Origin of the sequence: Caballeronia sp. BCC1704 (assembly GCF_902833455.1) — a bacterium.
Lineage (GTDB): Bacteria > Pseudomonadota > Gammaproteobacteria > Burkholderiales > Burkholderiaceae > Caballeronia.
This window is the reverse complement of the sequence record NZ_CADFFT010000002.1, coordinates 647,556-660,770: the sequence shown is the minus strand read 5'-3', so window position 1 is coordinate 660,770 and position 13,215 is coordinate 647,556. Positions and strand designations below refer to the sequence as shown.

General features: G+C 63.6%; 16 protein-coding genes. 8 read left to right on the top strand and 8 right to left on the bottom strand.

Translation table 11 applies throughout. From position 1 onward, the window contains the following. Nucleotides 1-103: 103 nt before the first annotated feature. Entirely contained in the window at nucleotides 104-871 is a 768-nt protein-coding gene (locus HWX53_RS12675; protein WP_175941245.1) for a filamentous hemagglutinin N-terminal domain-containing protein, read from the bottom strand. Between the two features lie 1,123 nt (nucleotides 872-1,994). Continuing rightward, complete coding sequence (locus HWX53_RS12670; RefSeq protein WP_244140093.1) at nucleotides 1,995-2,345, bottom strand: DUF3293 domain-containing protein; 351 nt, start codon at nucleotides 2,343-2,345, stop codon at nucleotides 1,995-1,997. Between the two features lie 185 nt (nucleotides 2,346-2,530). On the opposite strand from HWX53_RS12670, the gene HWX53_RS12665 reads away from it, so the two are divergent. Further along, nucleotides 2,531-2,740, top strand: a complete 210-nt coding sequence (locus tag HWX53_RS12665; RefSeq protein WP_175941243.1) for a DUF1059 domain-containing protein — start codon at nucleotides 2,531-2,533, stop codon at nucleotides 2,738-2,740. Between the two features lie 110 nt (nucleotides 2,741-2,850). Here the strand turns inward: HWX53_RS12665 and HWX53_RS12660 are convergent, their stop codons facing one another. After that, nucleotides 2,851-3,090: a hypothetical protein gene (locus tag HWX53_RS12660; protein ID WP_175941241.1), complete on the bottom strand. Its 240-nt coding sequence runs from the start codon at nucleotides 3,088-3,090 to the stop codon at nucleotides 2,851-2,853. 356 nt (nucleotides 3,091-3,446) lie between these two features. Between HWX53_RS12660 and HWX53_RS12655 the strand changes: the two genes are divergently transcribed. After that, nucleotides 3,447-3,692 (top strand): DUF4148 domain-containing protein, encoded by a 246-nt coding sequence (locus HWX53_RS12655; protein ID WP_175941240.1) that lies wholly within the window; start codon nucleotides 3,447-3,449, stop codon nucleotides 3,690-3,692. A gap of 46 nt (nucleotides 3,693-3,738) precedes the next feature. Here the strand turns inward: HWX53_RS12655 and HWX53_RS12650 are convergent, their stop codons facing one another. Genes HWX53_RS12650 through HWX53_RS12640 form a run of 3 tightly spaced genes read right to left on the bottom strand, consistent with a single transcriptional unit; the run spans nucleotide 3,739 to nucleotide 6,335 of the window. After that, nucleotides 3,739-4,911 carry an acyl-CoA dehydrogenase family protein gene (locus tag HWX53_RS12650; protein WP_175941238.1) on the bottom strand — a complete coding sequence of 391 codons (1,173 nt, stop codon included), beginning with the start codon at nucleotides 4,909-4,911 and terminating at the stop codon, nucleotides 3,739-3,741. A gap of 55 nt (nucleotides 4,912-4,966) precedes the next feature. Then, nucleotides 4,967-5,332: a nucleotide pyrophosphohydrolase gene (locus HWX53_RS12645; protein WP_159834379.1), complete on the bottom strand. Its 366-nt coding sequence runs from the start codon at nucleotides 5,330-5,332 to the stop codon at nucleotides 4,967-4,969. Nucleotides 5,333-5,351: 19 nt separating this feature from the next. Beyond that, the gene (locus HWX53_RS12640; protein ID WP_175942394.1) at nucleotides 5,352-6,335 is read right to left on the bottom strand and encodes a 2-dehydropantoate 2-reductase; all 984 of its coding nucleotides are present in this window, start codon (nucleotides 6,333-6,335) and stop codon (nucleotides 5,352-5,354) included. A 275-nt stretch (nucleotides 6,336-6,610) separates the two neighbouring features. On the opposite strand from HWX53_RS12640, the gene HWX53_RS12635 reads away from it, so the two are divergent. From HWX53_RS12635 to HWX53_RS12620, 4 genes are all read left to right on the top strand, one after another. After that, the gene (locus HWX53_RS12635) at nucleotides 6,611-7,045 is read left to right on the top strand and encodes an Hsp20/alpha crystallin family protein (protein ID WP_175941236.1); all 435 of its coding nucleotides are present in this window, start codon (nucleotides 6,611-6,613) and stop codon (nucleotides 7,043-7,045) included. 21 nt (nucleotides 7,046-7,066) lie between these two features. Then, on the top strand, nucleotides 7,067-7,471 hold the full coding sequence (locus HWX53_RS12630) for an Hsp20/alpha crystallin family protein (protein WP_175941234.1): 405 nt from the start codon (nucleotides 7,067-7,069) through the stop codon (nucleotides 7,469-7,471). Nucleotides 7,472-7,612: 141 nt separating this feature from the next. Next, on the top strand, nucleotides 7,613-8,392 hold the full coding sequence (locus HWX53_RS12625) for an ABC transporter substrate-binding protein (protein ID WP_175941232.1): 780 nt from the start codon (nucleotides 7,613-7,615) through the stop codon (nucleotides 8,390-8,392). Nucleotides 8,393-8,592: 200 nt separating this feature from the next. Beyond that, nucleotides 8,593-8,901 carry a hypothetical protein gene (locus tag HWX53_RS12620; RefSeq protein ID WP_175941229.1) on the top strand — a complete coding sequence of 103 codons (309 nt, stop codon included), beginning with the start codon at nucleotides 8,593-8,595 and terminating at the stop codon, nucleotides 8,899-8,901. A 3-nt stretch (nucleotides 8,902-8,904) separates the two neighbouring features. Here the strand turns inward: HWX53_RS12620 and HWX53_RS12615 are convergent, their stop codons facing one another. Beyond that, a complete protein-coding gene (locus HWX53_RS12615; RefSeq protein WP_175941227.1) occupies nucleotides 8,905-10,311 on the bottom strand; it encodes a PLP-dependent aminotransferase family protein in 1,407 nt (468 codons plus the stop codon). Nucleotides 10,312-10,462: 151 nt separating this feature from the next. Here HWX53_RS12615 and HWX53_RS12610 point away from each other — a divergent pair, with 151 nt between their 5' ends. Next, the gene (locus HWX53_RS12610) at nucleotides 10,463-11,791 is read left to right on the top strand and encodes an aspartate aminotransferase family protein (protein ID WP_175941225.1); all 1,329 of its coding nucleotides are present in this window, start codon (nucleotides 10,463-10,465) and stop codon (nucleotides 11,789-11,791) included. Nucleotides 11,792-11,905: 114 nt separating this feature from the next. Then, nucleotides 11,906-12,442, top strand: a complete 537-nt coding sequence (locus tag HWX53_RS12605; RefSeq protein ID WP_175941223.1) for a carboxymuconolactone decarboxylase family protein — start codon at nucleotides 11,906-11,908, stop codon at nucleotides 12,440-12,442. On the opposite strand, the gene HWX53_RS12600 is transcribed toward HWX53_RS12605, so the two are convergent. Further along, nucleotides 12,439-13,209 carry a slipin family protein gene (locus HWX53_RS12600; RefSeq protein WP_175941221.1) on the bottom strand — a complete coding sequence of 257 codons (771 nt, stop codon included), beginning with the start codon at nucleotides 13,207-13,209 and terminating at the stop codon, nucleotides 12,439-12,441. The two genes, HWX53_RS12605 and HWX53_RS12600, sit on opposite strands and share 4 nt — an antisense overlap. Between the last annotated feature and the right edge of the window lie 6 nt (nucleotides 13,210-13,215).

Below are 13,215 nucleotides of genomic sequence, written 5' to 3'. Positions count from 1 at the left end.
TCCGTCGTCACCGTCTGCACCGTCGGCGCCGGGCGCGTATTGTTCAGCGTGTTCGCCGCGACTTCGAGATTGCCTTGCGCTTCGATCGTCGATTGATCGTTCGTCACCGTGTTCGCGCGATTGACGAGCAGGCCACCTGAATCGCACGGGACAGCAAGTCGACCTGATCGACGTTCGTCGCGTTCAGCCCCGCGCCCTGCACCGTGATATTGCCACCGGTGACGGTAAAGCCCGCGAGACTGCCATTCGCGCCGAAGTTGGGCGTACCCGTCGTGAGAATCGCGCGCGAGGTGTTGATGAAGCCGCCACCATTCACCACCAGGCCATTCGGATTAGCGACGACGACTTCCGCACGCTGCCCAGCCACTTCCAGATAGCCGTTAAGTTGCGACGGCGAATTGCTCAGCACCTGGTTGACGATGATGCCCGCGGACTGCCCCGGCGACAGATTCGGGTTCCCGTTGATGTAACCGGCCTGCTGCGTTTGAACGATGGTCGGCGAGTTATTGAGAATCGCGCCCTTTCCCGGCACGTCGAATTGCGAGTAATTGTTGAGGGAAACACCGGCAGCAGACGGCTTGGCGATGTTGACTTGCTGGAGTCCGTTCTGCGTCTGAATCACCTGGGCACCAGACCCCGGCGCTGCAACGATCTGCGCGTGCGATACCGACATAGCAGTACCGAGCAGCAACATCGCGGCAAACGCCACGGCACGGATGGGAAGGCTAGAACCGACGTTAAAAGACGATGCGACCGATGCGCGCTGCGTTGCGCTGCTGCCCTGCGCGCCTTGTCCCGTCGCAAAATCCGCGACCGCCACCATCATGTGCCGCACGCGGCTAAAGACCAGCTTGTAAATCCCGTTATTCATTATTCGATGCTTCGCTTTCTTACGGTGCGGGAGACGCTAAGGGGACCCGCGAACAGCCCGTGAGTGTTTCCGCGATTAGCATTGGGGAATATGGGAGTAATCCGAATTCGAGCGCGCTGCTACCGTTCGATCACGTGAGATCTTTCGCAGGCGTGAAGGTGGGATTTGTCGCTGCACTCTTGCTCAGTTGCGTGAGAACAACGGGTGATGCTGCGTTGGTGCAACTGCGCGTTCGGGAGGCTAGAGGCGGTCGCCATGCACGCCTATAACGCTGAGCGCGTGATCGACACAAACGGAGGTGCAGGCCGCCAACGCGCGACCTTGGTCAGTACGCGGTTGTGCTGGTCCGCTTAACGCGCTCGACACAAGCGCTCCAAGACGCGGTTCGCGCTCTGCCCGGGGTCGTCAGGGCGACCTCGCAGTTAAGCCCTTGCTGGTAGCAGCGCACGTTCAATCGCCGTGCCGCCGATGCAACCTCTGGTGCGCAGTCCGCCATCGCGTCGGTCCCATCGCTCGTCATCGCGACGGCAAAATAATTCGCAGTACCGACGAAAAGCGAACTGTCGTGCGGCGCATTCATGCTTTGATAGTGGCGCAGCCTCGAATCCTGCCACCGCGTCCCTTGCCAGAATCGCTGTTGAGATGTCGCAAGCAAGCCGCGGCTGTCGGTTGCCCCGGCCCACGTCGTCTTGCCATGAAGCGCATGCCCGCCGCGCCCGCATAGCTGCCATTCGCCTCGCGCGTTGGTGAGCGAATCCGCTGTGCGCAGCGTTCGTCGGCTTCGGCAGATTAGGTACTACGCTTGGCCCAGTGAGTGCATCATTCCAGTCGGCGTTGGACGAAGCACAGCCGAGCGACGAGCCCGTCGGTCGTCGGCCCTGGTCCCAACCAGAAGCCCTGCCATCCGCAGGCGGCAACGCCGCGCCTTCCGAAAGCAGCAGATATTGAGTTCGGTCGCGAATATCGCGTGAAGAGGGAGCGACCCGCGCGGCATCAGCGAGCGCGCGCATTTGCGAGAGCACGGGCAAGAGGCCGTTCATTCCCCGCCCCAACGGCGGACGTCGCACGACACACGACGCCCTTACCCCGCATCGGTGGAGCGGCATCAAAGCGCTCTACTCGGTCACCTATATCGCGGATGCAGCCGCAGTCGCGGCAACCCATCACCCAGCACGACCACGACGGCGTTTTGCTCATACGCGAGCATGAGACTATCGGCATAGGACTCAGTCGCGCCGAGCACGAACAAACTCGCCTCCGCGCTCCAGACATTCTTCGGATCCAAGCCTTCGCCGGATAACGCCATCCACCCTGCTTGCGCGATGTGCGCCTCGAGCGCCCGCTGCCTAGCGGCGTTCTGCTCGGCGCTCAGTTCGCAGCCGAATGGATTGAACGCGGTCACGAACACTGCGCTGGCAACACCGTGACGGCCCAGCAGCGCGGCGACGGACGCGTTCTTCGCGTCGATCGTCATATCGATGGGCGGCTCGCCGCGTATCCGGTAGATGGCAGCGCGGTACGCTGCAAGCGTTGCGTCGGGAATCGAGAGACCGTTCATGAGCATGAACGTTACGCGACTGCGCAGGCGCGCGCAAATCGCCATCGCAGCCAAAACGACGGCCTATACTGAAGTCAGCGCCTTCAAGCCAGGAGGACGCCATGACACGCATGTACATCGATTGCCGCGAGTGCTCGAGCGACAGCAACTGCACGATCGCACTCGCCGCCGACTCCGAAGACGAATTGATGCAAGCCGCCGTGCAACATGCGGTGAGCATGCATCAGCATGAAGATTCGCCGGAGCTGAGAACGGAACTCAGGAAGTTCTTTCACGAGGGCACGCCGCCGCTCGAAAGGCCGTCCGCATAAGACGCGGGGCAGTTGATTGCCGCCACAAGCTAGCGTTTCCTAGAACGCTAGGCGGTGGGGCCTTGTCGTTTGATGGAAGAAGAGGAAGAAGGCAGCGACGCGCCGCGATTTCAAGAACAGCCGGTGCGCCGCTCGCTGCGGCTGAATCGTTGACGCGAACGCCAGTCTTCCGAGCGCAGCACGTGTTCGCCGTCCTCGCGGGCCTCTTCCTCGGAATCGAAGCCTTCGTCGCTATATGCGACCACCTTCATGCCGCCGCCTGCCGCGCGCTCGACGGTGATGCCCCAATGCCACCCGCCTTCCTGGTGGAAGATATGCAGCGTCGGCTTCGATGATCCGGTCAAGTCCATACATGCGGCTCCTTCAAGTTGACGTCCGTAAGGCGTGCTGCCTTGCCTAGACGAACGCCCTTGATGTCGGGCGCTTCTTTTTGCGTTGCCCGTACGCCCAATCGGCCGGGGCACTATGACTAAACGAGGGGCTTCATTGCCCGCTTAAGACAGCATACTCAATGACATGCTGCATTGCAACACGGGCTTTCCCCAGTCGTGCGCTTTGCGAGACACCGCGTCGCTGAACGAAAGGCGAATCGAAGCGGTCCGTTCATTGCAAAAGTCATCGGACTGTCACGTTGAGCGCGCGCCGGTGACATTCGGCGTTGTGTCCTAGAATGAGTAAGCCGTCATCAGCGGCGTAAGAGGGACTCATGAAAGCTACTTCCCGAATCATGCTCGGCGCGCTCGCTGCGTGCTGGGCCGCGTCTGCATTCGCGCAGCCGCTCGCCGACAATTCGTCCGCGCCCAAGACACGCGCTCAGGTTCGTTATGAACTACACGCGTGGATCGCTGCGGGCTACGATCCGAACGACTGGATCAACTATCCGGACAATGCCATGCGCGCGGGCCGCATCGTGGCGCAGCGACGAGCCGACGCGCCGCCGATGACGCACTAAAGCGGCGCGCGTGATCGCGCTCACACGGCCGGCTCGAGCAGCCGCCTCAAGCAGCCGGCTTCGGCCCGCGCAAGATGCGCCGCGCGATGCTCCAGCGATGCACTTCGGAGGGGCCGTCGTAGATCCGAAACGCGCGCATGTCCGCGAAGATTCGCGCGACCACCGTCTCGTGCGTGACGCCCTGCCCGCCCAGCACTTGCACGCATCGATCGACGACGCGCCACAGCGCCTCCGACGACACGACCTTCGCGATGCTCGATTCGTGCTTGCCGAGCACGCCCTGATCCAGCACCCACGCGCAATGCCAGATGGCGAGCCGCGTGACGTGCAGGTCCATCTCGTTGTCCGCCAGCATGAAGCCGACGCCTTCGTGCTCGCCTAGCGCCTTGCCGAAAGCCTGACGTTGCCGCGCATAATCGCTCGCGACGTCATGCGCGCGGCGGGCCGCGCCGAGCCAGCGCATGCAGTGCGTGAGACGCGCGGGCGACAAACGCACCTGCGCATAACGAAAGCCTTCGCCCGGTTCGCCGAGCACGTTCGACGCCGGCACGCGCAGCCCGTCGAAGCGCACGACGCCGTGGCCGCCGGGAAAGCACGTGTCGAGCGAATCCATCGCCCGTTCGATGACGATGCCGGGACTCGACATGTCCGCGAGAAACATCGTCGCCGGGCCGTCCGCGAACTTCGCCATGATGATCGCGACTGCCGCGCCCTCGGCGCCCGTGATGAACCACTTGCGGCCGTGAATCACGTACTCGTCGCCGTCGCGCGTGGCGGTGGTCTGGAGCATCGCCGGGTCCGCGCCCGCACCGGGCGACGGCTCGGTCATGCAGAAGCACGAGCGGATCTCGCCCGCCGCGAGCGGACGCAGCCAGCGTTCCTTTTGCTCCGGCGTCGCGATGGCTTCGAGCAGATGCATGTTGCCCTCGTCGGGCGCGGCGATATTCAGCGCGACAGGGCCGAGCGGCGAATAGCCCGCCTCCTCGAACAGAATCGCCTTCGCGACATGGCCGAGCCCGAGCCCGCCGAACTCCGGCGAGATATGGCTCGACAGCAAGCCCGCCTTGCGGCCCTTCGCGATCAGTTCGGCGCGTAACGCTTCGTTCGGCCCGTGCGGCGTGCAGCGCGGATCGCGCTCCATCGGCACGATTTCATCGGCGATGAACGCGCGCACCCGCGCCTGCAATTCGGTCAACTCCGGCGAAAGCGAAAAATCCATCGGCATCCTCGGTCGTTAGTGGATCATGCGAGCTTAATCGTGTGCGCCACTCTCGTCATTCATCGTATTCGCTGTATTTGCGCGCGTCGCCGCGCACCTTGTGCGCCGGATACTTCGCGCGATTCAGCGCCATCTTCTCCAGCAACGCCTGATGCAGATCCACATCGAGCGCGTCGGCCAGCATCACGAGATAAGCGAGCACGTCAGCCATCTCATGACGAATGGCGCGGAGCTTCGCGTCGTCGAGCTCGGCCTTGTCGCCGGTCTGAAGCCACGTGAACGGCTCCAGCAACTCGCTCGCCTCCACGCTCAGCGCCGCCGCGAGATTCTTCGGCGCATGAAAGCGGCGCCAGTCGCGTTCGTGCACGAACTCGCGCAGCATGTCGCGCATGGCGACGAGTTCACTCGGGGATTCTTTCATCAGGTCCTCGACTCGCTGCTCATTGCGCCGGATAGAGGCCCAGCGTGCGGGCGTGCAGGCGCGCGAGGCCGAGCAGCGCGTCGGTGAATGGCGTCGGCACCTCCGTCAGCGCGCCGAGTTCGCGCACCGACGCGACGAGCGCATCCAGTTCGACGGCCTTGCCCGCTTCGACGTCCTGCAGCATCGAAGTCTTCATCGCGCCCAGTTTTGCCGTGACGGCATGCCGGTCCGCTGGCTCCTGTTCGATGGGAATGCCGAAGCGCGCGCCGATCTCCTTCGCCTCCAGCATGATGCGCGTGACGAAGCCGCGCACGAGATCGTCGCCGAGAATGCGGTCCGTGGTCGCGCCGGTGATCGCGCTGATCGGGTTCATCGTCATGTTGCCCCACAGCTTGAACCACACGTCGCGCTGAATCTGCGGCGATGCGGACGCGTCGAAGCCCGCCCGCGCAAAGAGCGATACGAGCGAATCGACGCGCGCGCTCGGCTTGCCGGTCGCCTCGCCCAGAATCAGCCCGTTGCCCTGATGATGCCGGATCACGCCCGGCGCTTCCACGAAACAACTCGCGTGAACGACGGAGCCGACCGTCTGCGCGCTCGGTATCGCGGCGGCGATCGTGCCGTGCGGGTCGACCGAGGCGAGTCGCTTGCCGGCGAACGCATCGCCTAAGCCCTCGCAGAACCACCACGGCACGCCGTTCATCGCAGTGAGCACCGTGGTCCGCGCACCAAGTAACGGCGCGATGTGCGCGGCCACGGATGCCATTGCCGGCGCTTTGACGGCGACCACCACGAGGTCTTGTTCCCCCAGTGCCTCGGGCGCGGCGCTCGCGCGAACCTGCGCCGTATGCGTCGCGTCCTTCTCCACGAGTTGCAGGCCGCGCGTGGTGAGCGCATCCAGCGTCGCGCCGCGCGCGACCACGCTGACATCGCAGCCTGCCTGCGCGAGCCGCACGCCCATCCATCCGCCGATTGCGCCCGCGCCGTAAAAGCACACCTTCATCTTGTCGTCCCCGCCACTGGTTGGATCGCCCATTGTAAGAGCGGATTGAATTCGTTAGCGGCTAACGCTCAAACGGTCCAATCTATGAGTCGCAAAACGCATATCAAGAGTCGCCGAACGGATAAAAAAGCGCTTGAAAATGCATTCCGGCTTATTGAAATGAGCGTCTCCGCACCTATTTTTCGATCCGAGGGCAGCGACGCTCGAACGCCCTGCCCACGAGGATCAACGCACTGTGCCGGCCTTCATGCGGCCGCATTTTCGGAGACTGGATCATGAGTGACTTCTACTTTGGCGGCGACGTGTTCGCGGAGCTGGATCGCATGCAGCGGCAAATGTCGACGCTGTTCGGCAACCTGCCATCGAGCATCCGGACCAGCCGCGCGGATGTCTTTCCGCAATTGAATATCGGCAGCACGGACGAGGCGGTCGAGATCGTCGCGTTCGCGCCGGGCGTGGATCCCGCATCGCTCGATGTGACCGTGGACAAAGGCACGCTCACGATCAGCGGCGAGCGCAAGGCAGAAACGCTGACCGAAGGCGCGCGCACTTATGCGAAAGAGCGCTTTACCGGCAGCTTCCGCCGCGTGATCGAACTGCCGCAGAACGCGGACATCGACAAGGTGCAGGCGCGCTATGAAAACGGCACGCTGTCCATCACCGTCGGCAAGCGCGAAGCGTCCAAGCCCCGCGCCATCACCATTCAGTAATTCAGCATTCGGGAGCTTATGATGAACGACACCACTCAACTGGCGCAGCGCAACGACGGCGACGTGACGCGCAAGAACGAAGACAACGCGCGCCGCGCGAGCATCACGCCCGCGGTCGATATCGTCGAAGACAGCCACGGCATCACGCTGTGGGCCGACCTGCCCGGCGTGCCGCGCGAAAAGCTGGACGTGAAAGTGCATGACGCGCGGCTGTATATCGAAGCCGAAGCGGTGGTCACCGCGCAAGCCGGCTTGCGCGTGCATCACGCTGAAGTGCGCGCGCCGCGCTTCGCCCGCGCCTTCACCGTCAGCGACGACTTCGACACCACGAAGATCGACGCTAACCTGACGAACGGCGTGCTGAAGCTCACGATTCCGCGCCGTGAAGAAGCGCGTCCGCGGCGCATCGAAGTGCGCGCGAGCTAAGAGAACCGCCAGCAGCAACGCAATGCCTTAGCCGAATGGCCGCGAATTTCGCGGCCATTTTTTTAGCGCCTGCTTAACGCCTCTATAATCTTCAGCGGCAGTCCGAGAACTATTCAAACTTATCGCTAGGAAGAGACGAACGTGAAGACGCTGTTGACGGTGTTGTTGAGTTCCATGCTGGCCGTGTCTATCGGCGCCCATGCGAAAGACTGGTCCACGATCCGGTTCGGCGTCGATGCCAGCTATCCGCCCTTCGAATCCAAAGCACCGGACGGCCAGCTCGTCGGCTTCGATATCGATGTCGGCAACGAACTGTGCCGCCGTCTCGACGCAAAGTGCGTATGGGTCGAGAACGCCTTCGACGGCATGATTCCCGGCCTCAAGGCGCGCAAATTCGACGGCGTGCTGTCCACCATGTCGATGACGCCGGCGCGCGTCAAGCAGATCGCGTTCTCCAGCAAGCTCTTCCATGTGCCCACGCGACTCGTCGCGAAGCGCGACTCGAAGATTCAGCCGACGGCGGAATCGCTCGCGGGCAAATCGGTCGGCGTCGAACAAGGCTCGATGCAGGAGAGCTATGCGAAGGCGCATTGGGGCGCCAAAGGCGTGACGGTCGTATCGTATGCAGATCAGGATCAGGTCTATGCCGACCTGCTTGCCGGACGTCTCGACGCATCGCTGCAAAACGCGGTGCAGGCCGAACGCGGCTTTCTCGACACGCCGCGCGGCAAGCCGTTCGCTTTCGCCGGCCCGGCTCTCGAGGACAGCGCGATCTTCGGTCCCGGCACCGCGATAGGTCTTCGCAAGGAAGACACCGACCTGAAAGAGAAGCTCGACGGCGCAATTGCTGCGATGATCAAGGACGGCACGTACAAACGCATCGAGCAGAAGTACTTCGACTTCGATATCTACGGCGAATAAGCATAAGAAAGAAGACGGCGCGAGCGCGCTGTAGGGCTCGCGCCAACACATGCGTCGGCGCGCCGATGGCTTTTTTTCACGCACGTCATGCTGAAAATTACACGTCGCCCCGCTGGCATGCGGGAAAGCTGCGTGATCGGAGCATCGGCATAGTGTTTGCATGCCCGGCAATGCACAGGGAGACTGTTTTCGGGGGCAACATGCATCATTCGATCGAACCTCACGAGCTCGGCAAGGTTGATCTCGAGCACTTTCAGATCGTGCAAGTATCGGACGGCACGCATACCGTCGTGCTCTGGGAAGCGCCGGAGCCCGACACGCTGGTGCCGCTGCACGCACGAGCCGCCACGCTCACCATTCGTCTGTGCGATCCGCTCAATCCGGTGCGCAGAAAAGATGTGTGCGAGCGCTTGCAGGCGCACCTCGCGGCGTCGCGTGGACGCAAGAGCGCCGCGCGGCCGCGCACGCATCTGCATCGTGTGAGCGCGAGTCCGCGCGCCGCTCTGTAGCCGCTAAAGCGACTTGCCGAGAAAAGTCCACAGCGCGTCGTCGAGCGAATACGGCACGTTGAAGCGAAAGCACGCGCTCGGTGCATCGCCGGGCCGGAAATACGAACCCGGCGCGAGCCAGATGCCGTGTTCGAGCGCGCGCGTCGCGACATCGCTCGCATGCGATGGATCGATCGGCAACTCAGCCCATACGAAAAGACCCGCACGCGGACGGCGGAACAGTGTCGCGCCGAGCGCATCCATGCGCTGCTCGACGGTCGCATGCGCGTCCTTCAGCTTGTCGATCACGAATTCGACGTGCCGCGCATAGCGCCCTTCCGTCAGCACCTTCTCGACGATGCGCTCCGTCGCCTCCGACGACGTGAGTCCCACCGCCATCTTCGTGCGCGCCAGTTCGCGCAGCACGTCGCGTTCGGCGACGACATAGCCGCAGCGCAGCGACGGCGTAATCGTCTTGGCGAAGCCGCCGACATACACGACGCGGCTCAATCCTTCCAGCGCCGCGAGCAACGGCGCGCCGGGCGGCGCGAGCTCGCGGTTCACGTCGTCTTCCACGACCCACAGGCCATGCCGTTCGGCGATTTGCATCAATCGGAACGCCGACGCCATGTTGAATGTCGCGCCGGTCGGATTCTGCAGCGTCGTGTTGAGAAAGACGGCCTTCGGACGATGCTCCGTCACGATGCGCTCGAACACGTCGGTGTCGATACCCGCGACGGTGCGCGGCACGCCATGCACGTTCAGGCCGGCGAGCCTGAGAATCTGCAGCAGATTGCAGTAGCCGGGGTCTTCGACGACGACGGCATCGCCCGGACGCAGCAACGTGCGCACGATCAGATCGAGCGCCTGCGTCGCGCCGCTCGTCAAGAGCACGTTGGATGCGGCATCGACCGGCAAGCCGTGACGGTCCAGTTGCTCGGCAATGCGCTCGCGCAGGGGCGCGAAGCCATACGGATGCCCGTAATCCGCGATGCGCGCGGCCGGCACGCGGCTCACCGCGCGCAACGCGTGGTGCAGCCCGCTTTCGTTGACCCATTCGTTCGGCAGCCAGCCGCAGCCGGATTTGATCGGCACGGAATGGTCCGCGAAGACATCGGAAAGCAGCCATGTCGCGGTGAGGCTCGGCGGCTGCCATTCGACCGAGCGCGTCGGCGCGCGCCGCCCGCGCACGGCCACGCGATACCCCGAGCCGCGCCGCGCGGTGACGAGGCCCATCGACACGAGCCTGCCGTACGCTTCGGTCACGGTGAACGTGCTCAGGCGCTCGCTTTCGGCAAGACGCCGCACCGAAGGCAACAGCGCGCCCGCGCGCAAGGTGTCCGACTCGATGGCAGATGAAAATGCGCGCACGAGTTGCTCGACGAGCGTCGGCGCCTGCCGCGAGCCGCGCTCCAGGTTGAGTTCGATCATCGGTTCAATCGGCCAAGGTAATCAGCCAAGGTCTGCCAGCACAGTTCGCCCCATTTTGCCAGCACAGTTGGCAGCGCGGTGAAGCAACTGTCTATGCCGCGCAAAATTGCGTCGACATACAGTGACCGTTCTTTCGAGGAGAGACCTAGCCATGAACGCCCGCCCCGTCATCGACGACCTGTCGTCTTTCTGGATGCCCTTCACCGCGAATCGCCAGTTCAAGGCCGCGCCGCGGCTTCTGGAAAGCGCCAAAGGCATGTACTACCGGTCGACGGATGGCCGCGAGGTGCTCGACGCCTGCGCGGGGCTGTGGTGCGTGAACGCGGGTCATTGCCGCGAGGAAATCGTCGAGGCGGTGCAGAAGGCGCTCGGCACGCTGGATTTCGCGCCGACGTTCCAGATGGCGCACCCGCTCGCGTTCGAAGCCGCGACGAAAGTGGCCGAACTCATGCCCGACGGCCTCGACCGGATCTTCTTCACGAACTCGGGTTCGGAGTCGGTCGACACGGCGCTCAAGATCGCCATCGCCTACCATCGCGCGCGCGGCGAAGGCCAGCGCACGCGGCTGATCGGGCGCGAGCGCGGCTATCACGGCGTGGGCTTCGGCGGCATTTCGGTGGGCGGCATCGCGCCGAACCGCAAGACGTTCTCGGGCGCGCTGCTGCCCTCGGTCGATCATCTGCCGCATACACACGATCTCGCGCACAACGCGTTTTCCAAAGGCCAGCCGGCGTGGGGCGCGCATCTCGCGGACGAACTGGAGCGCATCGTCGCGCTGCACGATGCGTCGACGATCGCGGCCGTCATCGTCGAGCCGGTCGCGGGCTCCACCGGCGTGCTGATTCCGCCGCAGGGCTACTTGCAGAAGCTGCGCGAAATCTGCACGAAACACGGCATTCTGCTGATTTTCGATGAGGTCATCACCGGCTTCGGGCGTCTCGGCAAGGCGACGGCCAGCGAATTCTTCGGCGTGACGCCCGACCTCATCACGATGGCCAAGGCGATCAACAACGCCTCCATTCCGATGGGCGCGGTCGCGGCGCAGCGCAAGGTGCATGACACGATCATCGATGCGGGCGCGGCGAACGCCATCGAACTTTTTCACGGCTACACGTACTCGGCGCATCCGGCCGCGACTGCCGCGGCCATCGCGACGCTCGACCTCTATGTGCGCGACAAGCTGTTCGACCGCGCGGCATCCAAGTCTCTGGCGTTCGAAAGCGCGGCGCATGCGCTGCGCGACGCGCCGCACGTCAAGGACATTCGCAATCTCGGGCTCGTCGCGGGCATCGAACTCGAACCGCGCGACGGCGCGCCCGGCGCGCGCGCCTACGAAGCGTTCGTCAAGTGCTTCGAGGCAGGCGTGCTCGTGCGCTATACCGGCGATACGCTCGCGTTCTCGCCGCCGCTCATCATCGAAGACGATCAGATCGAGCGCATCTTCACGACGGTAAGAGAAGTGCTCGCGACGGTGCAATAGAAGATGAGACGATCGCGCGTTTCCTTGAGACGCGCGCGCATTCACGGCAACGCTGCTCCGGCCTACAGTTGACTCACGCCATTCAGATGGCTCACCAACGAACCGGAGCACACCATGTCACGTCTTTCTCAAGTCAACGTCAACGAAGCCACCGGCAAGACCGCGGAACTCTTCAGCGCCATCAAGAAGGCCGCGGGCCGCGTGCCGAACGCGTATGCGACCATCGGCACGCATAGCCCGGCGGCGCTCGGCGCGGCGTTATCGAACGATGCCGTGCTCGCGAAGAGCAGTCTCGACAAGGCCGATGCCGAAGCCATCAAGCTCGCCGTCAGCGAACTGGCGGGTTGCGATTACTGTGCCGCTGCGCATACGGTCGTCGGCAAGATGGTCGGACTCACGCAAGACGAAACGCAGCAGATTCGCGCAGGCGACGCGACCGGCAATGCGAAGCGCGATGCCCTCGTGCGCTTCGTGCGGCACGTGGCGGATTCGCGCGGCACGGTGGACGCCCGCGTGCTCGCCGATGTGCGGGAAGCAGGCTATAGCGAGGCGCAAGTCATCGACGCGCTGTTCGCGATGAGCGTCATCAACTTCACGAACCTCGTCAACCGCGTGAACGACACGACGCTCGACTTTCCCGCGCTCGTCTAAGGGTTCGAGGACTTCGCGAACCGGTCGATCACCGCGCTGACCAGATCGACCGGAACCGGAAACACGATCGTCGAATTCTTGTCGCCGGCGATCGTCGTCAGCGTTTGCAGATAGCGCAGTTGCATCGCCTGCGGTGCCTGGGCGAGCATCTGCGCGGCCTGCAACAGCTTCTCCGATGCCTGCAGTTCGCCTTCCGCATGAATGATCTTCGCGCGACGCTCGCGCTCGGCTTCGGCCTGGCGAGCGATCGCGCGAATCATCGTCTCGTTGATATCGACGTCCTTGATCTCGACGTTCGACACCTTGATGCCCCACACGTCGGTCTGCGCGTCGAGCACGCGCTGGATGTCGCTGTTCAGACGCTCGCGCTCGGACAGCAGTTCATCGAGCTCGTGCTTGCCTAGAATCGCGCGCAGCGTCGTCTGCGAGAGCTGGCTCGTCGCGTCGAAATAGCGCGCGACCTGAATCACGGCCTTCTCCGGATCGACCACGCGAAAGTAGACGACCGCGTTCACCTTCACCGAGACGTTGTCGCGCGTGATGACGTCCTGCGGCGGCACGTCGAAGACCACGGTGCGCAGGTCCATGCGCACGACCTGCTGCACGACCGGAATGATGAGCACGAGCCCCGGCCCTTTCACCTTCCAGAAGCGCCCGAGCATGAACACGACGCCGCGCTCGTACTCGCGAAAAATGCGCACCGCCGACGCCAGCAGAAAAATGACGAGCGCGAGGACGATGCCGCCGAAACCGAAAGTCAGCCCCATGTTTTT